Annotated in this window: 22 protein-coding genes, 1 tRNA gene and 4 pseudogenes; 13 read left to right on the top strand and 14 right to left on the bottom strand. The window is 57.7% G+C overall.

Annotation, left to right across the window (positions count from 1 at the left end; all coding sequences use genetic code 11):
- Position 1 precedes the first annotated feature (1 nt).
- Positions 2–130, top strand: a pseudogene (locus AC1RDQ_RS09600) (histidine/lysine/arginine/ornithine ABC transporter ATP-binding protein); the annotation flags it as partial.
- A gap of 83 nt (positions 131–213) precedes the next feature.
- On the opposite strand, the gene gfa reads toward AC1RDQ_RS09600, so the two are convergent.
- Entirely contained in the window at positions 214–792 is a 579-nt protein-coding gene (gene gfa / locus AC1RDQ_RS09605; protein ID WP_492587058.1) for an S-(hydroxymethyl)glutathione synthase, read from the bottom strand.
- 444 nt (positions 793–1,236) lie between these two features.
- Between gfa and AC1RDQ_RS09610 the strand changes: the two genes are divergently transcribed.
- Positions 1,237–1,764 carry an SDR family oxidoreductase gene (locus AC1RDQ_RS09610; RefSeq protein WP_492587059.1) on the top strand — a complete coding sequence of 176 codons (528 nt, stop codon included), beginning with the start codon at positions 1,237–1,239 and terminating at the stop codon, positions 1,762–1,764.
- A gap of 230 nt (positions 1,765–1,994) precedes the next feature.
- Here AC1RDQ_RS09610 and AC1RDQ_RS09615 read toward each other — a convergent pair whose 3' ends face one another.
- Both AC1RDQ_RS09615 and AC1RDQ_RS09620 read right to left on the bottom strand, forming a co-directional pair.
- Complete coding sequence (locus AC1RDQ_RS09615; RefSeq protein ID WP_492587156.1) at positions 1,995–2,204, bottom strand: hypothetical protein; 210 nt, start codon at positions 2,202–2,204, stop codon at positions 1,995–1,997.
- Between the two features lie 129 nt (positions 2,205–2,333).
- Positions 2,334–3,557 (bottom strand): patatin-like phospholipase family protein, encoded by a 1,224-nt coding sequence (locus AC1RDQ_RS09620; protein WP_224795386.1) that lies wholly within the window; start codon positions 3,555–3,557, stop codon positions 2,334–2,336.
- Positions 3,558–3,901: 344 nt separating this feature from the next.
- On the opposite strand from AC1RDQ_RS09620, the gene AC1RDQ_RS09625 reads away from it, so the two are divergent.
- Positions 3,902–5,455, top strand: a complete 1,554-nt coding sequence (locus tag AC1RDQ_RS09625) for an MltF family protein (RefSeq protein ID WP_492587060.1) — start codon at positions 3,902–3,904, stop codon at positions 5,453–5,455.
- Between the two features lie 4 nt (positions 5,456–5,459).
- Here the strand turns inward: AC1RDQ_RS09625 and AC1RDQ_RS09630 are convergent, their stop codons facing one another.
- Positions 5,460–5,747 (bottom strand): hypothetical protein, encoded by a 288-nt coding sequence (locus tag AC1RDQ_RS09630; protein WP_131726867.1) that lies wholly within the window; start codon positions 5,745–5,747, stop codon positions 5,460–5,462.
- A gap of 217 nt (positions 5,748–5,964) precedes the next feature.
- Here AC1RDQ_RS09630 and AC1RDQ_RS09635 point away from each other — a divergent pair, with 217 nt between their 5' ends.
- The gene (locus AC1RDQ_RS09635; RefSeq protein ID WP_492587061.1) at positions 5,965–6,561 is read left to right on the top strand and encodes a flavin reductase family protein; all 597 of its coding nucleotides are present in this window, start codon (positions 5,965–5,967) and stop codon (positions 6,559–6,561) included.
- Here the strand turns inward: AC1RDQ_RS09635 and AC1RDQ_RS09640 are convergent.
- Positions 6,545–7,414, bottom strand: a complete 870-nt coding sequence (locus AC1RDQ_RS09640; RefSeq protein ID WP_492587062.1) for a LysR substrate-binding domain-containing protein — start codon at positions 7,412–7,414, stop codon at positions 6,545–6,547. The genes AC1RDQ_RS09635 and AC1RDQ_RS09640 overlap by 17 nt on opposite strands.
- Before the next feature lie 130 nt (positions 7,415–7,544).
- On the opposite strand from AC1RDQ_RS09640, the gene AC1RDQ_RS09645 reads away from it, so the two are divergent.
- From AC1RDQ_RS09645 to AC1RDQ_RS09655, 3 genes and pseudogenes are all read left to right on the top strand, one after another.
- Positions 7,545–8,159, top strand: coding sequence for a DUF1989 domain-containing protein (locus tag AC1RDQ_RS09645; RefSeq protein ID WP_079246752.1), 615 nt, complete (start codon positions 7,545–7,547; stop codon positions 8,157–8,159).
- Between the two features lie 86 nt (positions 8,160–8,245).
- Positions 8,246–8,380: pseudogene (locus tag AC1RDQ_RS09650) on the top strand (LysR family transcriptional regulator); the annotation flags it as partial.
- Positions 8,381–8,637: 257 nt separating this feature from the next.
- Complete coding sequence (locus AC1RDQ_RS09655; protein WP_492587064.1) at positions 8,638–9,186, top strand: LysR substrate-binding domain-containing protein; 549 nt, start codon at positions 8,638–8,640, stop codon at positions 9,184–9,186.
- Between the two features lie 28 nt (positions 9,187–9,214).
- Here AC1RDQ_RS09655 and AC1RDQ_RS09660 read toward each other — a convergent pair whose 3' ends face one another.
- Positions 9,215–10,555, bottom strand: coding sequence for an amidase family protein (locus AC1RDQ_RS09660; protein ID WP_057716602.1), 1,341 nt, complete (start codon positions 10,553–10,555; stop codon positions 9,215–9,217).
- Between the two features lie 33 nt (positions 10,556–10,588).
- The gene (locus AC1RDQ_RS09665) at positions 10,589–11,257 is read right to left on the bottom strand and encodes an FMN-dependent NADH-azoreductase (protein ID WP_057714838.1); all 669 of its coding nucleotides are present in this window, start codon (positions 11,255–11,257) and stop codon (positions 10,589–10,591) included.
- 322 nt (positions 11,258–11,579) lie between these two features.
- Here AC1RDQ_RS09665 and AC1RDQ_RS09670 point away from each other — a divergent pair, with 322 nt between their 5' ends.
- From AC1RDQ_RS09670 to AC1RDQ_RS09680, 3 genes are all read left to right on the top strand, one after another.
- Complete coding sequence (locus tag AC1RDQ_RS09670) at positions 11,580–13,010, top strand: purine-cytosine permease family protein (protein ID WP_057714837.1); 1,431 nt, start codon at positions 11,580–11,582, stop codon at positions 13,008–13,010.
- A 44-nt stretch (positions 13,011–13,054) separates the two neighbouring features.
- Positions 13,055–13,606, top strand: a complete 552-nt coding sequence (locus tag AC1RDQ_RS09675; RefSeq protein WP_057714836.1) for a VOC family protein — start codon at positions 13,055–13,057, stop codon at positions 13,604–13,606.
- Positions 13,607–13,681: 75 nt separating this feature from the next.
- Positions 13,682–14,488 carry a creatininase gene (locus AC1RDQ_RS09680; RefSeq protein WP_090455228.1) on the top strand — a complete coding sequence of 269 codons (807 nt, stop codon included), beginning with the start codon at positions 13,682–13,684 and terminating at the stop codon, positions 14,486–14,488.
- Between the two features lie 250 nt (positions 14,489–14,738).
- Here AC1RDQ_RS09680 and AC1RDQ_RS09685 read toward each other — a convergent pair.
- Positions 14,739–14,897: pseudogene (locus AC1RDQ_RS09685) on the bottom strand (site-specific integrase); the annotation flags it as partial.
- A gap of 212 nt (positions 14,898–15,109) precedes the next feature.
- On the bottom strand, positions 15,110–15,619 hold the full coding sequence (locus AC1RDQ_RS09690) for a cupin domain-containing protein (protein ID WP_492587066.1): 510 nt from the start codon (positions 15,617–15,619) through the stop codon (positions 15,110–15,112).
- A gap of 289 nt (positions 15,620–15,908) precedes the next feature.
- Here AC1RDQ_RS09690 and AC1RDQ_RS09695 point away from each other — a divergent pair, with 289 nt between their 5' ends.
- Positions 15,909–16,976, top strand: a complete 1,068-nt coding sequence (locus tag AC1RDQ_RS09695; protein WP_090455232.1) for an alpha/beta fold hydrolase — start codon at positions 15,909–15,911, stop codon at positions 16,974–16,976.
- Between the two features lie 110 nt (positions 16,977–17,086).
- A complete protein-coding gene (locus AC1RDQ_RS09700; protein ID WP_492587067.1) occupies positions 17,087–18,577 on the top strand; it encodes a DUF1254 domain-containing protein in 1,491 nt (496 codons plus the stop codon).
- 485 nt (positions 18,578–19,062) lie between these two features.
- On the opposite strand, the gene AC1RDQ_RS09705 is transcribed toward AC1RDQ_RS09700, so the two are convergent.
- Positions 19,063–19,794: a hypothetical protein gene (locus tag AC1RDQ_RS09705; RefSeq protein WP_492587069.1), complete on the bottom strand. Its 732-nt coding sequence runs from the start codon at positions 19,792–19,794 to the stop codon at positions 19,063–19,065.
- Between the two features lie 249 nt (positions 19,795–20,043).
- On the opposite strand from AC1RDQ_RS09705, the pseudogene AC1RDQ_RS09710 reads away from it, so the two are divergent.
- A pseudogene (locus AC1RDQ_RS09710) lies at positions 20,044–21,368 on the top strand (OprD family porin).
- Between the two features lie 8 nt (positions 21,369–21,376).
- Here the strand turns inward: AC1RDQ_RS09710 and AC1RDQ_RS09715 are convergent.
- The 4 genes from AC1RDQ_RS09715 to fdhE all read right to left on the bottom strand — a co-directional run bounded on the left by AC1RDQ_RS09715 (position 21,377) and on the right by fdhE (position 25,804).
- Positions 21,377–21,472: transfer RNA gene (locus AC1RDQ_RS09715), tRNA-Sec, on the bottom strand.
- Positions 21,473–21,491: 19 nt separating this feature from the next.
- Positions 21,492–23,399, bottom strand: a complete 1,908-nt coding sequence (gene selB, locus AC1RDQ_RS09720) for a selenocysteine-specific translation elongation factor (RefSeq protein ID WP_492587070.1) — start codon at positions 23,397–23,399, stop codon at positions 21,492–21,494.
- Entirely contained in the window at positions 23,396–24,826 is a 1,431-nt protein-coding gene (gene selA / locus AC1RDQ_RS09725; RefSeq protein ID WP_492587072.1) for an L-seryl-tRNA(Sec) selenium transferase, read from the bottom strand. Before selA ends, selB begins: the two co-directional genes overlap by 4 nt.
- 51 nt (positions 24,827–24,877) lie before the next feature.
- Positions 24,878–25,804, bottom strand: coding sequence for a formate dehydrogenase accessory protein FdhE (fdhE, locus tag AC1RDQ_RS09730; protein WP_492587074.1), 927 nt, complete (start codon positions 25,802–25,804; stop codon positions 24,878–24,880).
- Positions 25,805–25,807 lie beyond the last annotated feature (3 nt).

Raw genomic sequence — 25,807 nt, forward strand, 5'->3', positions numbered from 1 at the left:
GAAAACGGTGTCGAACCACGTCATGTTCCTGCATCAGGGCCGGATGGAGGAGCAGGGGGCGCCGAGCGCTGTGCTGGAACAGCCCCGTAGCGAGCGGTTGAAACAGTTTTTGTCGGGTAGTCTGAAGTAACCTGTCGCGCCCAGTGTGCGGGAAGTGGTTTTTTTGGGATGTCGGGGCCGCGGTCCGATGAAGAAACCGCGGCGGCCGATCAATCAGGCGGCGGGGAGCAGGCCTTTCTGTTTGGCGACATGAGTCGCCAGTGCGTCCATCAAGTCCGGGGACAGGCAGTCATAGGGCTCCAGGCCGATCGAGCGCAGGCGCTCACGGATGGCCTTCATTTGCGCTGGCGGTGTGCCGGTTTCGATGATGGAGGACACGAATGCCGCGAAGCTCGGCGCAGCCCATCCACTTTGGGGAGAGAGCTCGGTGTGGACGAAGTCCAGACCATAAAATGCATGGTCTTTGTTCTCGATGCGCCCGAAGAGATGGGCATGGCACTGCTTGCAGGCGTGCCGCTGAATGGTGGCGGTTTCGTCGACAATTACCAGTTTCTCACCGTGGGCAGTGACGCTGACCTTATCCCGAGGTACTACGGCAATGACGGCGAATGTCGCGTTTTGCGGTTTCCAGCATTTGCTGCAGCCGCACGCGTGGTTATGCAGGGTTTGTGCGTCGATCTTGACCTCGACCTTGTCGGTCGCACACAAGCATTGCAGGGTGCCTCCTGTGAAATTCGCAGCGGCAGGCTGGAGACCATTGTCCAGTGCAGGGTGAAGTTTCAAAGTGTTCACGTTGGCTTCTCCGTTTCAGGGTGTCAGACGAAAGTGCCTGGGGTCGTGCACCTCATCGCATCCTGGACCATCTTCGGCAACTGGGTGCGACCCTCGACGCCTTTGGATTTATCGCCCCGAAGATCGCCTGGGCCAAGCGACCACGGGGGGAAAGAGTGGCTGTCGCCTCCGGTATCCCAGAGAAAATCATAGTTCAAAGACGCCCTGAAAACCGGGTAGCAAGCGGTTTCTTATTGCTCGTGGATTCCCACTGATCCAGCGTCGATATTGCTTCAGACACATCGCAGGGTGAGCACGAAAACTTAATGTCTGAAGCATCGATGGCAAATCTACAAATCAGTTCGCGAGAATTCAAAGAGTTGGTTCAGAGAGCTAGAGCTGTGGACCTCAGAACTGAGGCGGGGATCTGCTTCAATACAGAATTTAACTTGTGGGCGATGTCATGTGTTCATAAGAGGACCGTCTCCTTGCTCTGGGGGAGTACAGGCAGAATCGTGGGGATATTGTTCATCGATTTATGTTCATAGGGGAGTACTAGCCAGCAACCTCCAGCACGACGTCACCGATGCCGATGCCGATGCCGATGCCGATGCCGATGCCGATGCCGATGCCGATGCCGATGCCGATGCCGATGCGACGAAATCAGTGGTGCGTAAGGCCGTCAAGCAGTTCGGGCGTCTCGACGTGGCATTTGCCAACGCCGGTATTTCCTGGCGCGCCGCGCCGGCGACCCTACGCAACTACGATGAGGACGAGTTTGAACGCATCTGCGCTGTTGACCTGAATCCACAGCCGACTTCTGTCTGTCGTGACGGGCAGCAGTCGCCCCATATCGGACATTGCAGTATCAATCAAAAACCATTGCGTGCTTGCGTGGATCTAGGAGTACTCCCGAATTTTTTACAGATCAAATCCAGGTCATTCCACGGGTTACACCGTTGTCCTGCGTACCCGCAATCTGGGGAGTGTTGAAACGCGTCAACACGATCAATCTCTTTTTGCTGGGCGTGGCAAGTTCGGCAAGACACGATGCCATTAGCAATTTGCCATCGACCATTCCAAACAATCAGATCCTCGGTCGCCGTCATAAATCACCATCTAATCTCTTTTCACCCACATTAGAATCGATCGACAAATTACAGCTGAGGTTCCCCCCAAAAAAAGGGACTGCTTTTGGCGGATTGCTGTCTGTCAGGAAAAAGTCATTCAGGCGTCATGGCCACCGCTAGCGTTATGTTGATTAACTCTTCGTTCTTGCTGATTGTTGCCAACGCATTATGCACATTGCCTCCAATCTCACCCGAGCCGCGCTGCTCGACCCAAAGGGTAAGCTCCATGATCGCGGCTTCGAGGGCTAGTAAGTTATGATTGATCTTGAAGAGCAGAGAAGGGAGTAGGTCAGCGTTCGAAATCGTCATTCCTCCGTGAAAGAGATCAGCAATGAAAGACCGGCGCGTCCTCCGTGACTTCCGCTGTTTTTGTCGTACCTTTGGTTTTTTTGCTAGGAGACATTTCCACTCCTTTGCTCAACGAAATCGAGCTTATTTTCCCGTTGTTGTACCCGGAGAAGCGAATCCGGGCGGCACTTTGAGCCACGGGAAACTCTGCAGCGCCATGTCATAACCGGTGGCGTAGAGCTTGCGCATGTACTCGTTGTCGAACTCTTCCTTGTGGGGGAAGTTGAAACTCGCCGGTATGAACCCAAGATTGAAGTCCACACCGTCGCGCTGGGTGGTGGCGTAGATCCGGTAGAGGTCGCCGATGCCCTGGCTGTGGATCAACGAGGCGATCGAGCGCCCAGCGATGCTCATCGTGCTGCGCTCGACCTGCGCCCAGTCCGGATCGAGTCGCGCGTTGCGTATCACGTAGAGTTTACGCTCGCGGGTGACTCCCGCTTTTGCAGCTTCCTCGTTGATACGGATCCCGGCCGGGTAAGCGAATACCTGCGCCATGATGCCGCCGTCGACGTGCATTTCCTGATAGGGTTTACCGTCGACTTCCACATCGATCATCATCGGCGGAAATCCTCCTGGAATAGAGGCGGAAGCGATCATGATTTTCACGAAAAGGTCCAATGCCTCAGGACCACCATAGGTCGCGATTTTTCCCATGTCCCAGATAATGGGGCGACGCGCATCGAGGTCTGCGGTAGCGACCAACAGAAAGCGGCCCTTCGCGTACTCGGCGGCGACCTCCTTGAGCATGTCCTCGGTCACCGATTGGCGCGTCAGCTTCAACAGCGGCGCATTGTCCGACATTGCGTCGCTCAAAACGCCTGAGATAAAGCTGCGCGGTGCAATGACGTCTTTGGGCGATAGAGTGGTATAGACCCGCTTCAGCGTTGCATCATACTTCGGCCCGAGAAAGGCGAAAGGCGCAATCAGTGCGCCCGTGCTGATTCCAGTAACGAGTTTGAATTCAGGGCGCTTTCCTGTAACCGTCCAGCCATTCAACAACCCCGCGGTGAACGCGCCATTGTCTCCACCGCCCGAAATTGCCAGATATGTCACTGGCGGCATGGGGCCCTTGTGCCCCAGCTTCACGAGGTAAGCCTGTTCCCGCTGCAGCGCTTCTAGCGCAACTCGGTTCAGCTCTGTCATGTCTCCGCCACCGACATAACGCACCCCGGTCATTCCCGGAATCTGCGCTCTCGCCGTCAATTCGGACGGCACCGCGGGTAGGCGAGGCGGCGTCATGGTGCAGCCTTGTAAGCCTTGTATCAGTACAAGCAGCGCGACAACCAGACTGGTGATTTTCATAGTCATGCATCACTCGAAAAGTGTTCGATCCGATTGCCCGTGGCGTCGATTCAACGATCGTCTACAGGTGTCGGCTGCTTCGAAGCGACTGGTTTTTTGACGTCGATCAGTCACTCTCTATGCATTCTGATCGCTTGCGATTGTTGGAACGATAGCATCTCTGAATCGTTCTGCTATGGCGCGACCTCCAGATCAAGCATCCGGCAACCAGGCATGGAACGGCTGTCATCACTGAACTAAGCTTTGCTGTGTTCTTCTGGATGAATGGTCTTGGCCATCTTGGCACGGCTGAACTTAGGGACGGAGCAGTTGGAACAAGTTAGGCGAAAACAACTTGTGGAGCACTGACCATGTTGGGCGCGCGCGATCTGGTAATACACCGTTCAGGTCGTCTTTTTGCACGCTTAGCTCCGATCATCTACACCGTTGCGGCGCTCACGTTTTTCGCTGGCCAGATCTATGCCGCAGTCGAGGCAAAGTCGTCCCCTCAGACACCGCAACGCGAGCAACTCACCATCTCGATCGAGATCGCGAAGCCGTGGACTGGTGATCTCGACGGGATGATCGAACGACGGGTCATTCGCGTCTTGTCGGTCTACAGCAAAACTTTCTATTTTGTCGATAGGGGTGTCCAGCGCGGTCTGACTTACGACGCTTTTCGCGTATTCGAGGAGGATCTGAACAAGGAACTGGCCAAGGATAAAAAACTGAAACACAAGGCTCTGAAAGTGCGTGTGGTGTTCATTCCTGTCGCTCGGGATGAACTGCTGCCGGCGTTGATTGCCGGCAAGGGCGATATTGCGGCGTCTAACCTAACTGTGATCGAGGCGCGCAAGAACCTAGTCGATTTTTCCTCGCCTGTTTATCGCAACGTCAGCGAGGTAGTGGTATCCGGTCCCGACTCGCCCGCAGTGGCCAACGTGGACGAGTTAGCGGGACAGGTAGTCTTCGTTCGCAAGTCCTCCAGTTATTACGAGAGCCTGATAGCCCTCAATCAGCGCTTCGTCAGCGAGAACAAACCTGCGGTAATCCTCAAGGAGGCACCGGAAGCTTTGGAGGATGAGGACCTGATAGAGATGCTGAGCGCCGGCATGATTCCTTTGATCGTCGTGGATAAGCACAAGGCGGTTTTCTGGAAGAAGGTCTTCCCGAATATCACGGTGCATGATGAGATCACCTTACGCACCGGCGGCGAAATCGCCTGGGCGATCCGCAAGGGCAGTCCGCAGCTCCAGGCTGCTGTCAATGGTTTCATTGCTCGCCACGGCCAAGGGACTACCACCGGGAACATGCTTCTGACCCGTTATTTGATCAACGAAAAATATGTGAAGGCCTCCACCGCCGAGTCCGAACGCAAGAAATTTATCGCATTGATTCAGTACTTCCAGCGGTACGGGGACAAATACTCTGTGGACTGGTTACTGATGGCAGCCCAGGGATACCAGGAGTCTCAACTGAATCAGGCAGCCAAGAGCAAGGTGGGCGCCATTGGTGTCATGCAGGTCATGCCCGCCACCGGCAAGGAACTTGGCGTCGGCAACATTGCTGAAGTCGAACCAAACATTAATGCCGGGATCAAGTATATGCGTTGGATGATCGACCAGTACTATGGCAAGGAGCCCATGACCAACTTGGACAAGGCCCTGTTCGCCTTCGCTTCCTACAATGCAGGTGCGGGCAGGATTTCCAAACTTCGTAAAGAAGCCGCCCTGCGTGGACTCGATCCGAACGTCTGGTTTCACAACGTTGAGTATGTTGCCGCCGAGAAGATCGGTGCGGAGACGGTTACCTACGTTAGCAATATCTACAAGTACTACATTGCCTACCAATTGATCATGGAAGCTAAGAAGGAGAAAGAGGAGGCTACGCAGAAGCTGAAAGACCAGAGTAAAGAGGCGCTTTGACTTATCAAAGTGCTCCAAAAAAGCGCTCGATACAGGCTTCGAACTGGATATCTGTATCACCCACGTTTCTGTGGACCGCATTGAGCGGCAATAAGAAGCAGATCGCCTGTGTTTTATTCGGCGGAATCGACAGACAGCTTTTGGCCGATTGCTGCCTGTCGTGACCGGTTGAATCCACAACCCAAAGCGGACGTTCGTCAAGGTCTGCTTTCGGCAGCACCCGGAACAGGAAGTTACCGTCGGCCCATTCGCTTCGAGGTCTGTGCCATGGATGTAAGATGATGGTAAGCAAACCTTCCGGCCTTGGGAAATGAGGTGATGTGTCACCGGATGCTTACAGCGGAGGAGTATCGATTGGTACCGAGCGTTTCCAGCGCCAGATTAACAGGCAACGCCCATCCATCTATGGTTGTATAAGATTCACTTATAGTCAGTGCAAGATTCAATATTATTTATTGACCGGCAATGGTGTTCCACTCCCGCTATCACTGAACTCGGGAGGGTATTTCATGTTTCTTGTAGTTGGCCGTAATGATGAAGAGATCAACCAGCATTGGATGAGTTGTGTGGTCCCCAGACCTGTCGGATGGATTTCCACACTCGGTAAAAACGGGGTACCGAATCTCGCGCCTTACAGCTTCTTCAATGCGCTGTCGGAGAACCCGCCGATTGTGGTGTTCGGCTCCAATGGCCGTCATGCACACGGTGCTAAAGACACAGCCAGAAACGTCCTTGAAACCGGAGAATTCGTCTGCAACATGGCCAGCTTTGATCTGCATGTTCAGGTCCGGACGACCAGTGATGTGGAGCGGCCCGAAATCAATGAGTTTGAACGGGCGGGACTGGAGTTCGAAGCGTCCTCATTGGTGAAGCCTCCACGAGTCAAAGCATCGCCAATACACATTGAGTGCGTGTTGTTAGAAGCCGTCGAGCTTCCATCGGAGCTAGAGGAAAATCTGCTGATCATCGGGCGGGTGGTCGGCGTTCATATCAATGATGCCTGCCTCACTGACGGACGTATCGACCTCTTCAGAATCCGGCCACTCGCCCGGCTCGGTTATGGTCAATTTTCAACCATCGGCAGCATCGTTAAAGGTGTTGCTTGAGGAAATGGGCAAATTCTCGTGCCAGTTGCGAGGGCTCTTCCTGCGTGGGAAGCAACAGTGCAATTTCGTATCTGATCGCTGGCGAGAAGGGCTTGAGAACCAAATTTTTGGTGAAGGGCCGGCTGACCACCGGGTCGACGATCCCGACACCCATGCCAGCGTAAACCAATTCGCATGCCGTCGAGAGGAATTCAGTCTCGGCCACCACGTTCCAGGCTGACCCGTGCGCCGAAAAAGCCATGGCCAACTGTTGGTAGATAGGGTCGCCCTTGAACAGTGAAACGAAGGGTACGCCATCCAGATCCGACGGGGTGATCACCTCCAGTTGAGCGAGGGGATGGCCGAGCGGCACCATGCACTGACATTCATACGAGATCACTTCCATGCTGGAGGTGGGGTAGTCGAGGGGCAACTCGGCAATGGCCAGGTCGAATTGCTGCGTGTTCATTAGCTCACGGACAGACTGAGAGTTTCGGGTAATGATTTTCAGCTCAAGCCCCGGACGCTCTTTCGCGAACCCGGCCATCACCCGTGGCAACAGGTTGATCGAGATACTGGCGTAGGCGGCGATCGCCAGATGGCCTCGTTTTCCCGTTCGGATTTCCTTGGCGACCCGATTGGTTTTTTCCACCGCCTCCAGCGCCCGTTCAGCTTCAACGAAAAACAGCCGTGCTTCCGGCGTAGGTTGCAGCCGACCACCTTTGCGCACGAACAGCTTCAAGCCCGTCTCATGCTCCAGATTGGCGATGGTGCTGCTAATGGCGGGCTGGGAAATACTCAACAGCTCTGCCGCTCGGGTCATCGTGCCGTGGATCATCAAAGTTCTGAAGCACTCGAGCTGCCGGATTCGCATGGGATACCCTATAGATTTAGCTTATACCGAGGCCACTTTATATTATTGGTTTGAAGAGTTGTGCTGTGTTTTCCTTGAATTCAGATACCCGGTACGCCGGCCATCAGCCTGAAAAGAGGAGAACAAAGGCATGAACGCAGTGATGTCGATCCAACCCGGTAAACTGACCCGTCTGCCTGCACGACGGGGCGTAGCGATCCGGTTGAAACAGGGGCAATCCATCAAACTCATAAACACCCATGGCAAGCAGGTTGTGGACACTTGGGCCTTTAACCCGGCAGACCTCGCCGAAGCCATGTCGATGGAGCACAGCCGTGCGTTCTGGTTGAAGCTTAACCCAAGCGAGGGTGACAGCTTCCTCACCAACAAACGACAGAAAATCCTCACGCTCACCGAGGACACCACTCCCGGTGTGCACGACACGCTGGTCGCCGCGTGTGACCCGACCCGTTACGTGCAACTGGGGGTTGTCGGCCATCACGACAGTTGCAATGAAAACCTTTTTCTAGCCTTGGAAAACCTCGGCCTCAAGGTCCACGAAACACCTAGCCCCTTGAATCTCTTTATGAACGTTCCGGTTCATCAGGACGGATGCATCGAATTCGCCGCGCCAGTTAGTGAACCTGGGCAGTACGTCTGCCTTAAAGCTGAAATGGACGCTATTGTGGTCCTCTCTGCCTGTCCTCAGGACATTACGGCGGTTAATGGCATGCAGCCTCAGGATGTTCACTACAGCGTCAACTGATCTCAAAAAAACATGCTGGCGGGCGATGTCTGCCGGCGGGACACTGAACCCGTTGCCAGCACACAGTCAGGTGTACGGAGAAAACCATGCGCAAAATCCCCCCACTCAATTCTGTGCGAGTGTTTGAGGCGGTAGCACGTCACCAGAGTTTTTCCGCGGCTGCCAATGAGCTTTCCGTCACGGTCGCGGCGGTAAGCCATCAGGTCCGACAACTGGAAGACGGGCTGGGGCAAAAGCTTCTGGAAAGGGGCCGTACGGTCACCCTCACGTCCGCCGGAAAAGCGATCTACCCGCTGTTACGAGACGGTTTTGACCAAATTGCCCAAGCGTTTGCCTTGATCGGTTCGCCAAAGGAGGGGGATGCCATTCAGTTGTCCACCACGCGCGCGTTCGCGGAGCGATGGTTGATGCCGCGACTGACGAAGTTCAACTCGATCTATCCAAACATAGTAGTGTCATCCATGCCTCGGAGAAAGTCGTGGACCTGCGTTCCGAGACTGTCGATCTGGCGATTCGTTATGGCCCATTCGATGCCCATGCGATGGGGCCGGTGCTGTTCGAGGATCGATACATCGCGGTCGCGGACAAAAGTATCTGTCCGGCCAACCGTACTGCAACGATCAACGACTTTCATAATCGCTCGCTGCTGGCGTTCAAATGGAAGAATCAATCGCTCGAAGCGCCCTCGTGGTCAGCTTGGCTGGCTCAGGTGGAGCACGATTCATCGTGGGAATTTCGTATCTCCTGGTACAGCGAGGAAACCCTAGCGCTACATGCGGTTGAGCGCGGGATTGGGCCGCTGTTGTGCAGCAATGTATTGATCGACCATGAGCTTCGTTCTGGACAGATGCATCGAGTGCAAGGTCCGAGTTTGCCTGGTTTCACCTACCACCTTATAGAAGACCACCACTGCAGTGCGCGCCGCAGCCTTTCGTTGTTCAGAGACTGGCTCCTGAGCGAAGCCAAATCATTCAGGGAAAATGCCCTGAATGATCTGGCAGGACAACCGTTGGCTGTCACTTCCTGAGTTAGCGCCATGGTGTGACTGATAGGCATTAGTCACAAAGGCGCGTTTCTATAGCCAGGCACGCACTGAGCAGTTGATCGTCGCGGCCTTGGGTCGTCGAGAATAAAGTCGACGTTGCAAGGCCAATGCTGTCCTTGCCGGACGGGATTGCCACACCCGGCATATCCAGCAGGCTGCCAATCATGGTGAGTGACAAGGTCTCGAGATTGACGCTTGCAAACAGTTCGTCGTCATTCGAAAGTGGCGCCATCGGCGGGGCGACGTGCTTGACCGTCGGCATGACCAGAATAGCGCCATCGAGCTCACGCTCCATGGCCGCCATCAGCTCCGTGCGCAGATGGCGGATCCTGGCTTCGCTCGCTGGATCGACCTCCTTGGCCGCGCGCAGACGATGGCGCACGCGCCTGTCCATCTGATGCCCCTGCGGACCTTCGACTATCGCTCCCAGCAGGCGCCAGGCTTCTATCGCACCCAGCCAGCCCTCGCGGACAATGAGTTCTCTGGTGCGGGCAACCGCGAGAACCGGCCGACGCTCAACCTGTGCACCGGCTGCACGAAGCCGCTCCATCATCGAAACAAGGTTGTGCTGGACCACTGGCTGTAACGCCGGGTCAGACATCACACCGTCGTCGACCACAAAGCGAAGGCTTGAAAGGTTGACAGCCTCGATGGCCACGTTTTTGAAACCTCGCATCGCCGCATCCAGTGCAACGCAATCCGCCACGGTATGGGCGAAAGGGCCTAGGCTATCCAGCGTAATGGCGAGTGGGTGAAGGCCTTTCATGCTGTAACGACTCGTAGAAGCCTTGTACCCGACCAATCCATTGAACGCCGCTGGAATGCGGATCGAACCGGCAGTGTCGGTTCCGATGGCGCAGGTGACGATACCTCGTTGAACAGCGATGGCCGAGCCCGAAGAAGACCCGCCAGGAACGCGGCTCTCGCTGACCGCGACATCGCAGGTCGGTGTTCCGAAATGCGGATTCAGGCCAAGCCCGGAGTAAGCAAATTCCGTGAGGTTGGTTTTACCCAGCGGGATCATACCGAGTGCGGCGAGGGCTGCGATCACCTCCGCATCCTCGACCGCCATCGGAGCGTCGATCCGGGTGATGGAGCCGGCGGTTGTTCGACTACCGACGACATCCAGCAGATCCTTGACCGCATAGGGAATCCCGTCAAAAGGGCTCAAGGGAGCCCCTTGACGCCAACGCCTGGTCGACGCTTCCGCATCATTGAAAGCGCGCTGTTCAAGCACATCAATGAACACGTACGCCGAGTTTTTGATCGCCGCCAAGGCCGACTCGATCAACTTATCGGGTGTCGTCAGGCCTTGTCTCAATCGTTCAGCGGTTTGCATCATCGTGATCATGGTTTCTCCCATTTTGACGGCGGTACCTGGCAATCAGGCCGGCAAAAGCTGACGTTGGCGATCTTCAACCAACTGCCTGACCAGCACCGGAATTGCATCGAACGCATCGGCGATGGAGGCTTCGTGGCGGGCGTCGCCAAATTCCTGATAGTCGATGGAGATGACGTGGGTTTCGTTCACGCCCAGGTAGTGAGCACAGGTCTGGATGTGAGTGTCGAGGTGGTTCATCGCTTCGCGCACACCTCCCGGGCCAAATCCGAATTCACCCCGGGAAGATAAAATGACCAGCTTCTTGCCGTTCATGATCGGCTCCAGTGGGTAGTCGCCGCGGTCAAGATCAAAGGTGAAGGTCTTGCCAATGCGAATGACTTTGTCGAACCAGGACTTGAGGGCTGCCGGCATTCCGTAGTTGTACATCGGCGTACCCATGATGATGACGTCGGCGCGATCGATCTCATCGATCAACTCATCCGAGAGGCGGATCTCTTCGCGTTTTTCCGGCGTCATGTGCTCTTCGGGAGTAAAAACTGCGGCAATCCATGCCTCCGTCACGAACGGTGGAGGGTTGTGCCCAACGTCACGGACAATGACTTGCGTCTTGTCATCGCGATCAACCCAAGCCTCGACAAATGCCTGGGACAGTTTGCGGCTCAGGGAACGATCGGATCGTGCGCTAGCATCGATATGAAGAAGGGTGGTCATGTGAAACTTCCTTTGAACCTGAGGCGGAATTACCTCAATGGCTGCAACAAGTTGGCCACGACCATCGAGGGTGAGGCTATTGACATTAATTTTAGGTGCGTTAAATAAAACTCAATAAGCGAGTTTTATTTGTGGGCGTGGATGTCAACTTCGATTTTTAAAAGGAGGATGGACTGACTGTTCGCGGGGGCAATTGAGTAAAACTTAATGCGGTAATTTTGCTAAAGGGTCTTTTAGTTATTATCAATTACGTAAAAGAACAGACCTCGCTTTAATGGCTCGGGGCGATTCACGTGGTCGCCGGTCAGCGAGGAAAATAATAATGTCAACCCGTCGCAATTCTGAAAAAAGCGTAATCAACGAGGCCAATTATGATGCGCTGGGCATTGAGCCCGTGCCCGATAGCCATCGCACTTCAACGCCGCTGGACCAGTTCTGGATCTGGGCCGGGGCTAATGTCGCGCCTATCAACTGGGTGCTCGGTGCAATCGGTATCCAGCTGGGTTTGAGCCTGTGGGAAACCCTGCTGGTGATTGTCGTCGGCAACCTGTTGGGCGCGGCTCTGTTCGGCGGCATCTGCATCATGGGACACCGCACGGGCGTACCGCAAATGGTGCTTTCCCGGTTGGCGTTTGGCCGGCGCGGTGCCTACCTCCCCACCATCATGCAAGTGCTGATGCCTATGGGCTGGGTGGCCACCAACACCTGGATCGTTCTTGATCTTGCAGTGGCAGCCCTGGAAAAAATCGGTATCAGCGGTGGCATGGAACTCAAGTACGGGATCGCTTTGGCGGTCATGATTCTTCAGGTCGGCATTGCGGCATGGGGCTTTAACGCCATCAAGTGCTTCGAGCGCTACACCATGCCGGTGATTCTGTTGATCATGGTAGTAATGACCGTGCTGGCCTTCACCCATGTGGATATCCAGTGGCAGGCATCCACCACCGAGGGCTTCGGCAAGCTGTCGGCCATGAGCAGCCTGATGACGGCGATCGGGATCGGTTGGGGCATTTCATGGCTGGTATACGCCTCTGATTACACCCGCTTCACCCAGAGCAAACTGTCTGACGGCCAGGTGTTTCGGTCGACGTTCCTGGGCATGTTCCTGCCCACTGTATGGCTGGCCTTTCTGGGCGCTACCATTGCTTCCGCGGGCGGAGGTTCGGATCCTGCACAATTGATCATCGCGGTGTTCGGCACAATGGCGCTGCCGGTTCTGCTTGTGCTGTTGCATGGCCCGGTAGCCACCAACATCGTGGTCATTTATTCCGCAGCGCTGGCGACGTTGTCTCTGGATCTGCGTGTTCCACGCTGGGCGGTTTCGATGGTCTCGGGCGTGGTTGCGCTGTTCATGCTCTACCTGTTTCTGCAATCGGGCGAGTTTGTACATGCCTTTGAAAACCTGATGGTGTTCTTCGTGGTGTGGATCAGTCCTTGGGCTGGTATCACGCTGGTTGATTTTTTCCTGATTCGCCGTGGTCAGGTCGATTTGAAATCGCTGTATTGCCACCACTCCCAAAGTGCATGTGCTGATGTGAACTGGAGAGGCATATTTGCACTTGCAGTGGGAATACTTGCAGCCTGGTTATTTCAGGTCGGGACAATTAAATCACTGCAAGGCCCGCTCGCAATGGCGTTGGGCGGAATTGATTTGTCCTGGCTGGCAGGGTTTGGTGTGGGAGGGGGGATCTACTATTTATTGCATCGTTCACGGCGTACGGAAGTTGTCAGCTCTTCGGTGCTGGCTAAGTAAACTCAGTGTGTTCAATCATTAAACGATTAAAAAGGAAACTGCGTATGTCCCATCTTGAACAAACTAATGTGCTGAAAGCATTGAATGCTGGAACCGAGGTCGATGCATTCCTGGGTAATGTTGTGGAGATTGCGATCGTTACGCGTGATCACAAGCGCACAATGGATGGCTTGCTCAAGCTGGGGATCGGCCCGTGGCGGGTGTACACCTTCAGCCCGGAAAACACTGAAAACCAGACTTACCATGGCGAACCGGCCGAGTTTGTTCTTAAAGTCTGCTTCGCACAGTCCGGCAACATGGTCTGGGAGTTGATGGAGCCGGTCTCCGGTCCGACCATCTTTGCCGACTTCCTGGAGAAACATGGCGAAGGCATCCAGCACGTTGCCTACGACTGCAACAACATTCCGTTTGAGGATCGCATTACGGAGCTGACGCGACGCGGCTTCAAATGCGTGCAGTCCGGGTCATGGATGGGAGTGAATCATTTCGCGTTCTTCGGCACCGAGGCCGATACCACCACCGTATTTGAAACCTATGCATTTCCTTCGGACTGGGACTACCCGGAGCCCGAAGCGTGGTACCCGGCGCAAGCGTAAGACAACGCGCAAACGTCTTGGCGCCGATCTGGTGCCGGGGCGTTCGCTATGACCAATCGAAATGGGAGTGCAGCCATGAACAACGTAAGGATGGATAACATCAGTTGGGTCGACTATGAGCACCGCGTGCAATCGGGCTCGGTGGTCTTCCTGCCTATCGGTGCGACCGAACAGCACGGGCCTCATTTGCCTTTGGGCACCGATGCTTTGCTGGCCAGTGCGATCAGTGAAGATGTCGCCAGGGAAATCGACGGCATCGTCGCCCCAGCGCTTTCCTACGGCTATAAATCTCAGCCGAAATGTGGAGGAGGGCAGCACTTCTGCGGAACAACCAGCGTGGATGGGGCCACGCTGATCGCCATGGTAAGGGATGCCGTACGCGAGTTTCATCGTCATGGCGTGACGCGCCTGGTGCTGGTGATCGGTCATTACGAAAACCAGTGGTTTGTCACTGAGGGTATTGAACTGGCCATGCGCGATATCGGTCCGAATGCCGGACTGGAGGTCATGCGCCTCGAACACTGGGAGTTCGTGAAATCACAGACGCTCGACAGAATCTTTCCGGACGGTTTTCCGGGGATTGCGCTGGAACATGCAGCGGTCATCGAAACATCGATGATGCTGCATTACTACCCGCAGTTGGTATTCCTTGACCAAATTCCTGATCACGGACCGGCGCAGTTCCCGGTTTACGACATGTACCCCGCGCGGACTGAATGGGTGCCAGCCAGTGGGGTACTGTCGTCTGCGCTGGACTCAAGCGCGGACAAAGGACGGTGGCTGGTGGATGATGTGATCAGTGGAATCGCCAAGGCGGTACGATTCGAGTTCGGGCTTGATTCGATTCAGGGCCAGGCGACTTTCAATGTCGCGACACCTTGATGCAATCGAGAAATCAACTGACGGGTACGGCCTTGCAATTGATTGTTCAAGAGCCAGGTTTTTGGAAAGGCTCCAGCGCGACTGGTCGCGAGAGTCGGCCTATTCTGGCTTATGGACGGCTTGGAATACTTCCACGGTTTCAACGCCGATAAGGCCACGTAGGCAGGACCAAGGAACCTCAAATAGCTGATAAGTGATGAAGGTGCTCGCGAATGCAGCCGCTATTCGGCAACGTCTGCAAATACAGCCTCGATCGCAGATGTGCCGCCGCAGTGTTGTAAGCGCGGTATCTGAGCTTGAGTTGAACGTAGATGAACGGGACAAGCATGGGCAATGGCGCCGCATCTCCGGTCTGCACGAGCAGCGGTACACGCTGACCGGAAGAGTAACGGCACTGAATCAGCTTCATCGGCAGCCACCTCATTCAATGTCTCACCATGAACACGAAGTACATGGCCCGTTGAGAGCGTGGACGTCAGAAGCAGGTTTGTCGAATCAGTGGCTTAGGCAGCTCATGAACATCTATGACATGACCTGTCGTTTAACATAATATACATTACACGTAATACGATATGGCCAGATTGGCACAGACTCACACAGATCTTGAAGCAAGGAATCCCCTCATCCTCGCGTCAGCCTTTCGATCAACGCCCAATGCTCAGGAAACTGCTGACCGAGCTTTTGCCGGTCACCCATTTCCATATCTGCGAAATCAAAGCCTGGCGTAACCGCTTCACTGATCAAGCCAAATCCTGCTGCGCCGTGCATCACCTGCGAAGCTTTCCAGATGCCACCGGGCACATGCAGTTGCAAGCATTGTCCGGCGAGAACGTCGTGACCCATCACAATGGTTTTCAATGTGCCGTCCGGAAAAATCAGCGTGTACTGAATCGGATCGCCCAGATGATAGTAATGAACGATGTCTGACCGGTTCAGATGGAAATGACCTATTGGAGCGTCCTGGGTCAGCAGATAGAAAATCGACGTCATGCAATGCCGTTGGCCAGTGGACGTCAGAATCATGTTCTGGTCGTCCGACTGGTAGGTTCTGCGAAAGAAACCACCTTCGATATGGGGCTCAAGGGCCAGGGTTTTGATCAGCTTTGCAATTTTTGTGGTGCTTGGACTCATTTTGTCTCCCTGCCTTTAAATCGCAACTTTATTGGCATAATCGAAGCATTTACCAACATAACTCGACTAAATAGTGCTTTAGTCGAGTTAGTCTTCATACTGATCCTGCCCCCCTCCAGTGTCTGACCTGTTGTGTATCACAGTGTATCGGCGTGACACCTCGATACACAGACTTTCATCCGTCCTGCAATTGGACACAGGCCAGATACGTTGCCGCGCTTGAATGCACGCAAGGTTTGAAGGGGTTCGGACGGAACCCCTGACCCACGGCTGGTAATGGAGACATCCCATGAAGATGGCACTGCGCAACAGCAAATCCGGCAAGACTCGCCGCCACCTGGTCGGCCCTTCAATCCTCGCGCTGACGTTGTTCGGCGTGCTCGGTGCGGCCCACGCGCAAACGGCCGCCACCGCGCAGCCAGCCGTGGCCCCTGCCGGTACCACCCAGGCGGCGCCCTCGCCCTTCGGCCCGCTCAAGCATGTCAACGCCGGGCTGCTGGACGTGGCGTACGCAGAAACAGGCCCGGCCAACGGGCCGGTAGTGATCCTGCTGCACGGCTGGCCGTACGACATTCATAGCTATGATGAGGTTGCGCCGTTGCTGGCCGCCAAGGGTTATCGGGTGCTGATGCCCTATGCCCGGGGTTATGGCGATACGCATTTCCTGTCCGACAAAACCCTGCGCAATGGCCAACCGGCTGCACTGGCCAGTGATGTCATCGACTTCATGGATGCCCTGAAGATCAAGCAAGCGGTGCTCGGTGGCTACGACTGGGGTGCGCGTTCGGCCGGCATTGTCTCGGCACTGTGGCCGGAACGGGTCAAGGCGCTGGTTTCGGTCAGCGGTTATCTGATCGGCAACCAGGCGGCCGGCAAGAACCCGCTGCCGCCCAAGGCGGAATTGCAGTGGTGGTATCAGTTCTACTTCGCCACTGACCGTGGTCGCGCCGGTTACGAGAAGAACACCCATGACTTCGCCAAGCTGATCTGGCAACTGGCCTCGCCGAAATGGGCGTTCGATGACGCCACCTTCGACCGCAGTGCCAAGGCGCTGGACAACCCCGACCATGTCGACATCACCGTGTTCAACTACCGCTGGCGCCTGGGCCTGGTCCAGGGCGAAAGTCGGTACGAAGCGTTGGAGCAGAAACTGGCCACGGCGCCGTCCATCAGCGTGCCGACCATCACCCTTGAAGGCGATGCCAACGGCGCACCGCACCCGGCGCCTGAAGACTATGCCAAGCGCTTCACCGGCAAATACGAGTTCCGGTTGATCAATGGTGGCATCGGCCACAATCTGCCGCAGGAAGATCCGCAGGCGTTCGCCAAGGCGGTGATTGATGCCGATCATCTTTGAGGTCGATCTGAGGCCCTCGCGCCTGCGCTGAACAGCACTGGGGTAAAGGATGAGCTATCTTGAGAGCGAATCACCTGCATTCGGTGACTGCCGACAAGTAAGGACGCTTCATGAATCGTTTACCCCGGTGTCATGCCCTCCTCGCCATGACTTTCGCCAGTACGGTCACAGCCGCAGGCCTGTTGAGTACACCGGGTTACGCAGCGCAAGCCACTGTTGCCGCTCCGGTCGCCAGCCCTGTCTCAGGCCCTGTCGCCGGCACCAAAGTAACCGAACCGTATGTGCGCATGATGGCGCGCGAGGCGTATTTCTGGGCCTGGCCGATGGCCAACATCTTCAATCGTCGCCAGGCCTTCAAGAACTTGCCGGAACCCGGCTTGATGGGCGGCATCGTACCCGTGGCCCCGATCAATCGGCTGTCGATGCTCAGCGACTACATCGACCCGGCCGAGCGGCTGGTGGCCTGTCCGAACCAGGACGTGGTGTACGGCGCCGGCAGCATCGCCCTGGACATTGAGCCGGTGGTGCTGCAAGTGCCGGACTTCGACGGCCGATTCTGGGTATATCAGGTGGTGGACCTGCGTTCGGACAGCTTCGTCGAGATGGGCAAAATGTATAACACCCAACCGGGTTTCTACCTGTTGGTCGGCCCGGACTGGAACGGCAAGGTGCCGCCCGGCATCAAGCGGGTGTACCGGGCGCGTACGAACACCGGGTTCGTGATCCCACGGGTATTCCAGGACGACACCGCCGCCGACCGCCAGGCCGTGCAGCCGGCTTTGTCGGGCATCGACATGTACCCGCTGTCGCAATACGACGGCAAAATGAAGAAGCGCAACTGGGCCAGGCTGCCGAAATTCCCGGCCCAGGCTACCGAAGGCAATGCCGAAACCAAGTGGGTGGTGCCGGAGAAGTTCTTCGATGAGCTGCCGGCCCTGCTCAAGGACGCCAAGCCATTGCCGGGGGAAGAAGCCCGCTACGCGCAAATGGCCACCCTTGCGGCCATCGCCAAGGCCGACCCGCAACTTCGCGCTGCGATGATCGACGAGGCGAAAAAGGCCGACAGCGAAGTGATTGACCCGCTGTTGCAGTTCCGCAACTACGGTCTGCAATTGCCCAATCACTGGAGCACCGTGAGCAACGGTGCAGCGTTCGGCACCGACTATTTCACCCGTACCGCCGTCGCGCGTTCGAACATATTCGTGAACCAGCAGAAAGAGACCAAGTACTTCTACCAGGACCTGGATGAGAACGGCCTGCGCCTCAACGGCCGGTACGGCTACAGCGTCACGTTCGCCAAAGGCAAGCTGCCGCCAGTCAGGGGGTTCTGGTCGCTGACGCTGTACAACGAACAGCACTTCTTCTCGCCGAACGAGCTCAAGCGTTACTCCATCGGCACCAAGAACAAATCCCTGCAAACCAATCCTGACGGCTCGCTGACCATTTACGTGCAAAGTGAATCACCGGGCAAGGACAAGGAAAGCAACTGGCTGCCCTCGCCCAAAGGTGCCGAATTCTCGCTGTACATCCGCGCCTACTGGCCGCAGGCCGATGTCCTCGACGGCGACTGGACCCCACCGGCGGTGGTGAAAACCAAATGAACAGGATCTGAAAAAATGAGCGCCCGGGTGGCGCTCATTTCATTTTGGCGGCATGGAAACCCCCTAAACCCTGTTGGAGCGAGACTGCTCACGATGGCGGAGTGTCAGCCGATATCAATGTTGGACGTGCCGGCCTCATCGCGAGCAAGCTCGCTCCCACAGGTTTCAGTGGCGCCCACAAATGCTTGTCACACCACAAAACAAGGGTGGGAGCGAGCTTGCTCGCGATGGCGGAGTGTCAGCCGGTATCAATGCTGGACGTGCCGACCTTATCGCGATCAAGCTCGCTCCCACAGGTTTCAGTGGCGCCCACAAATGCTTGTCACACCACAAAACAAGGGTGGGAGCGAGCTTGATCGCGATGGCGGAGTGTCAGCCGGCACCAATGCTGGATGTGCCGGCCTTATCGCGAGCAAGCTCGCTCCCACAGGAGACACGACGGCTGGCTTCGCGCTCCGCCGGTTTACGCCAAGACACAACTTTTGCTACGAGTAATGGATTTCACTCAAGTCGATCGACACCAGCAACGCCTCCATGTTGACCTGCCCATCGATCTTGCGTCGATAGGCTCGCCGCTTGCCCGGCATGCGCAATCCGTCGGCTTCGACGTAGTCACCAACCAGTTGCGTAGCGGGCATGCCGCCGCTCACATCGACGTTGTAGTCGTGGCGGCACAGCAAAAAGGCATCGCCGAAATAGAAGTCCTGGATGGCGCTGTGGGTTGCGATGCTGTCGGGAAAGTGCACCCGCAAATGCCGCCAGAGTTCGGCCCCCTCTTGCAGTGGCTCGATTTCCTCGCAGGTTACGCCCGGCAAGGTGAACAGGAAGGGCATGGTCAGGTAGGACCACATCGCATAGCCGTTGAAGTAGGCCCGGTGCAACGGGTCCCACGCCGTGTGTTCCCCATGGCCCTTGAAGGATGCCCGGGGCGCATGGCGCTCGGCAATCACCTTGCCCGCGGTATTCTCGATGGCGATTCGGTTCGGCGTATAGGCCGTGAATTGCTCCGGTGCGCCGAAGGGTTTCACCGAGGCTCTTTGTTCATGCAACCACGCGGTCATCTGGCGTGGCGCGCTGTCCTGGGTCAACCCTTTCATGCCCCAGAGCGAGCCGCCGGTGACGATCGTGGCGCAGACCTTATTGAAACTGTTCCAGCGCACCAGGCCGCCATGGGCGGCAAGCACCTGGTCCAGCAGTTCTCGATCCTGTGCAGACATGATTGCGTCCCCTCCTCGGCCGGCAGCGCTGGCCTCATTACCAGAATAATCGATAGCCGGCCGCTTGCAGGACCGTGCCGATGGACAGCCCTATTGGGGTTCTAGCCACTTTGCGCACCAGGCATCAAAGACAGCACACCGATTCAATATTCCCGACCCGATCTACGTAACCATGACCACCTCACGCCCCCCGTAAGAACAGTGTCATGACCATTGCAAAGGCAGAACCTCCCCTGTGGTGACCCATTGATGATCCTTTCCCTGCAAGACTTCAGGGCGCCTGTTGCCCTGTTTTTCTGCCTGCTGGCCAACCACGCACCGGCCGAGGAATCGGTGCAAGGCGCAGAAGGATTTTTCGAGGGCTCAACCCTTGGCGTGCTCAGTCGAAACTTTTATCTGAACAGCGACTATCGATCCCCCTCACCGACCGGAAAAAACTACAAAGCCGAATGGGCTCAAGGTTTTATCAGCGCTTTTGAATCCGGTTTCACACCGGGCACAGTTGGTTTCGGTCTCGATGCCCATGCCTTTGCTGGATTGAAACTTGACGGTGGCAAAGGCCATTCCGGAACCGGTCTGCTGCCCGTGGGCAGTGACGGTCGTAGCGAAAGCAATTACTCCAGCGGTGGCGGCGCGATCAAGCTCAAGGCAACGAACACCACCCTGGCGTTTGGCGAAATGGAGGTCGAATCCCCGGTGTTCGATACCGCGGACAAACGCCTGCAGCCGGAGTACGCCACAGGTTTTCTGCTCAACAGCCGCGAAATCGACGGCATGAACCTGCAAGCCGGTCACTTCACGGCATTCAAGAATCAGGACAGTGCTTCAGGCAAGGGCAACTTTTTCGGTTATGGCGCCAATACCGAGGCCGGCGGCATTTCGTTTGTCGGCGCCGATCTGTTTACCCAAAGCCCGGTTGGCGGCGCCCTGTATGCCTCGGATCTGACCGACACCTGGCATCAGTACTACGGCAACCTGCACTTCAAGCAGTCCGGGGTGTTCCTCGACGCCAACCTCTATCACACCAGGGACAGTGGTCAGGCGCTGGCCGGTGCCATCGACAACACGGCGTACAGCCTGTCCGGTAAATACGCGCTGGGCGCCCATGGTTTCACCCTGGCGTATCAGAAAGTCGACGGTGATACGCCATTCGATTTCGTCGGTGGCGATTCCATCTACCTGGCCAACTCGATCAAGTACGCCGACTTCAACGGCGCCCACGAACGCTCCTGGCAGGTTCGTTATGACCTGGACCTGACTGCCTTCGGGATACCCGGCCTGAAGTTCATGACCCGCTACGTCACCGGCGACCAGATCGACGGCACCCATGCACCACAAGGCGGGGCCTACAACCCGTTCGACCCGGCGACCGGCACCTACGTGCCACAACAAGGTGCCGGGGGCAGACACTGGGAGCGTGACATCGACCTGCACTACGTCGTGCCGGGACGGCCAAGGGTTTGTCGCTGCAACTGTCCCATGTGTCGCACCGGGCGAACGCGGCCCAGGCCGGCGATGACATCGAGCGGGTGTACGTGGTCATCCAGTACCCGTTGAACTTCGGGCCGTTCTGAGCGGAAAGTGGCGGAAGGCAGCCGGAGTCGAACCTGCCCGGGAACGGATGCCGTCCCCAACCGGGTTTGAAGCCCGGCCGCGCCACCGGGCGCGATTGCCTTCCTTGAATGATTGCCTCTGAATCAAAGCTCATTTCGCTGGGCCAGCGCACTGTCCAGGCGAATCTGCCGACGATCGCCAAAGCGCCGGGTCAGGCCGACACGGTCAAAATACTCCAGTATCTGAATGCTGCGCTTGCGCCCCAGGCCCACCGCATCACGAAACGCCGTCACCTGAATCACCGGGTTGGCGTCCGCCAGTTGCAACAGCATAGCCGCCAATCGGCGAATCATGCTGTCGGTGTAAAACAGGTCGCGTACCACCTGGTGCAACAAGCCCAGGCGCGCCATTTTGCGTAGCAATGCACGGACGGTTGCTTCGTCATGTCCCAGGTTGCGCACCCAGGGCGGGTCGAATCCGGCCTGTTCGAATAGCGGCTGCAATTGTAGCCACAGGGTTTCGTCCTCTTCGCTTAAACGCACCTGATGTTCGGGCAGGTGCAACCACGGGCCGCTGCTGGCGATATCGCCGCTGGCCAACAACTCGTCGAGCAGTCTGATAAACGTTGGGCGTTCCAGTGTGCTGCCGATGAATCGACGCAAGCGATCCCGGTCCGGCCCCATTTGATCCGGTTCGAGTTGATGGAAATGCGCGAGCTGATCCACTAAGGGCGCTTTCAAGGATTCCCAGCGACTTGCACTGAACAGCAATGGGCCTTGACGGGTATCGATCAGGCGCACGTCTGCGGGCAACACCCAACTGCTGCGCGGTAGGTTGAACTGCCGCTCCAGGCGCTGCGGATCGAGTCCGGTGTCGCTGTGGGCCAGCAACGCCGGCAAAACATCTTCCAGCCCGGCACTGTTCGCCAGCGCACTCAGTTGCGCCAGACGTTCGGGGCTGCGGCGTTGCCGATCCGGGGCAAACGGATCGAGCACCCGGCCGCCACCCAGGGTTCGTTGGGCACTCTGGTCACGCAGGATCAGCGGATCACCCTTCACTGCATGCACCGCTGTGTTGAGCAGCAGTTGCGCAAACATCCGGCCACCGGGTGCCAGGCTGGTGCCTTCCAGCAAGGCGACACGCCCGGTCACGTCCTGGGTGCCGAGGTGCACATGCACCGGTTGAAAGTGTTCGAAAGCCCGGGGTTCGCCGGCCAGCAGTTGCATGTCGATGTCCAGGCGCCGGGTGGGCGCGTACAGGCCTTCGGCGAGCAACCAGTGGCCGCGATGGATGTGTTCCAGGGTCAGCCGTTCGGCACTCAGGTTCAAGGCCACGCGCTGGCCGGCGAGAGCGTGGTCGGCGGCCCGGTTTTGTGCGTGCAGGCCGCGAATGCGCACCGGTTTGCCCTGTGGCCCCAACAGCAGGGTATCGCCCACCGCGACCTGGCCGGACAGCGCCGTGCCGGTCACCACGATACCGGCCCCGGCCACGCTGAAAGCCCGATCGATCGCCAGGCGAAAACCGCCTTCGGTGCTGCGCTGCTGTACTTCACGCTGGGCTTGCAGCAATTGTTGGCGCAGGGTTTCGATGCCCTCGCCGGTCACGCTCGACAGCGCAATCAGCGGCGCATCGGCATACGCTCCGGGCGCCAGCAAGGTATGGACCTGCTCACGCACGATCTGCACCCGGGCGCTGTCGACCCGGTCGCACTTACTGATCGCCACCAGTGCCCGGGGGATGCCCAGCAACTGGACAATCGCCAGGTGCTCGCGGGTCTGCGGCATCACCCCGTCATCGGCGGCCACCACCAGCAACACCAGATCGATGCCCTGCGCTCCGGCCAGCATGTTGTGGGTGAAGCGCTCATGGCCGGGAACGTCGATGAATCCGGTCAGCTGCGCATCCGCCTCCAGCTCGGCATACAGATAGCCAAGGTCGATGGTCATGCCGCGCTCACGCTCTTCGCGGCGCCGGTCACCCGCCTGACCGGTCAGCGCCTGGAGCAGCGCTGTCTTGCCATGGTCGATATGCCCTGCGGTGCCGACAATCACCCTGCCCGGCCCTCCACCTGTAATTGTTCGAGTTGTGCCAGCCATGCCGGCTCGTCGTCCAGTTGCCTCAGGTCCAGCCACAGGGCGTCATCGTCGATGCGCCCCAGGACCGCAATCGGCAAGTCGCGAAAGGCTTCTTCCAGCGTCAACAGCGAGCGCCCGCGAAAGCGCTTGGACGTCAGCGGGCGCAGACACAGCGCCGCGCTGGCCAGCCTCGCCACCGGTTGGCTGCCGCTGCCGATCATGCCCAGTGCCGGCATGGCACTGACGCTCCAGCCGTCACCCAGCACTTGGGCAAGCGCCGGCCGCAAACGCTCGGCCTGGGCGAGAATCTCGGCCTGTGGCCGGGTCAACAGGCGCAGGCTCGGCAAACGCTCGGCCAGTCGGTCCGGGTTTCGGTACAAACCCAGCACCGCTTCCAGGGCCGCCAGGGTCATTTTGTCGACCCGCAGTGCTCGCTTGAGCGGATTTTTCTTGATCCTGGCGATCAGTTCCTTGCGGCCGACAATCAACCCGGCCTGTGGTCCGCCGAGCAGTTTGTCGCCACTGAAAGTGACGACATCCGCGCCATCGAGCAGGGCCTGACGCACCGTCGGCTCTGCCGGCAAACCCCAGCGGGTCAAGTCCAGCAGACTGCCGCTGCCGAGATCTTCGAGCAATGGCAGTCCATGTTGGTGGGCAATTTGCGCCAGTTCAGCCGTCGCCACACTCGTGGTGAAGCCTTGAATGCTGTAGTTGCTTGCATGCACGCGCATGATCAAGCCGCTGCGCGGGCCGATGGCAGTCTCGTAGTCGCGGGCATGGGTGCGGTTGGTGGTGCCGACTTCAACCAGCTTCACCCCGGCGCGGGCCATGATGTCGGGAATGCGGAAGGCACCGCCGATTTCAATGAGTTCGCCCCGGGAGATAATCCCTTCCTTGCGCGCGCCCAGGCTGTTGAGGGTCAAGAGCACCGCTGCGGCATTGTTGTTGACCACGGTCACCGCTTCGGCGCCGGTCAATTCGCGGATCAAGCCTTCGATCAGGTCGTCGCGATCTCCGCGCTTGCCGCTGCGCAGGTCGAACTCGAGGTTGAGTGGATAGCGCGCGGCCATTTGCACCGCTTCAATCGCTTCCTTGGGCAACAACGCCCGGCCGAGATTGGTATGCAAGACCGTGCCGGTGAGGTTGAACACCCGACGCACATGGCTGCGATGCTCGGTTGCCAATCGCTCGCCGACCCTGCCCGCCAGCACGTCGGCGCTGACTTCCACAGGTTCGAGCAAACCCTGCCGTACGCCTTCGCGCAGTTCCTCCAGCAATAGCCGCAAGGCACCCAGCAAGGCGTCGCGTCCATAGCGCTCGGCCAACGGCCGGCACGCGGGGTGACGCAACAAACTGTCGATGGAAGGTAGACGCAGGGGTTGGCTGGCACTGCGTGCAGACATCTGGCGCTCCTGAAAACGAATGGCCCTCGCGCCAGAGTGTAGACGCTGCGGTCATTCGTCTCCCGGCGCCAGCAACAGATTGGGTGCCAGACGCTGATAACCGTCCTGGGTCAGGCGCATGTCGAGCATCAGGCTGGACAGGTCTGCCGACAACGCTTCGGCGTCCGCATCGTTCTCCAGATAGAGCAACTTCAGATAACTGTTGCAACCGGGGCAGACTTCGGCGCGCAACGGCGCCTGGTTGGCGGCATGGCGATCATCTTCAAGGCTGAGGTATTCCAGGCCCTTGCTCTGTTCGCAATACACGCATTTGACCCGCACCACATGCCACTCGCAGGCACACAGCGAGCAGACCAGATAACGCAAGCCGTTGTGTTTGCCGCGATGACGGATCACCCCGGCCATGGCCGGCGAGCCGCAGGCCGGGCACTGGCTGAGGCTGTCGCCGGGAGTTAGTGCGAGGTTCGGCGTACTCAACAGCCAGTGGCTCCAGGCTGTTTGAAGCGCCGCACCGAGAAACGGCACCAGCGCCGCCGGCACCAGCGAATACTGGCCACTGACCAGCGCCACCGCCCAGGCACGCCGTTGCCCGGCACCGGCCAGGCGCAAGGTGTCCACGGCATCGGCCACGGCGGATTGTGACGGTGCGCTATAGCACTGCAGCAAGGCATCGAGGTAAGGCTGCCAATCGTCTTCGCGCGCCAGGCTGTCGGCCGCGAACGGCGGCAAGCCGTGTTGCTGGCACAACTCGATGCGTTGTCGGTCAAGGGGGTCGCTTGGCGGCGGGTCGTCCAGCACCTGTTGCTGCACCCGGCACAACCCGGCGATCAGGCGCAGGTAATCGGCCATCGGGTGCCCTTCGGCCAGCGTTTCCAGGCGCTGGGCACGCAGGCTGAACAGGTTATGCGGTGGCATGCACAGAAACGGCGGCGAACTGGCCGCCGCTTCGATTTCTCCGGGTTCAAGGATGGTTGGCAAATG

It is taken from the genome of Pseudomonas sp. GW823-FHT02E01 (genome assembly GCF_058797535.1).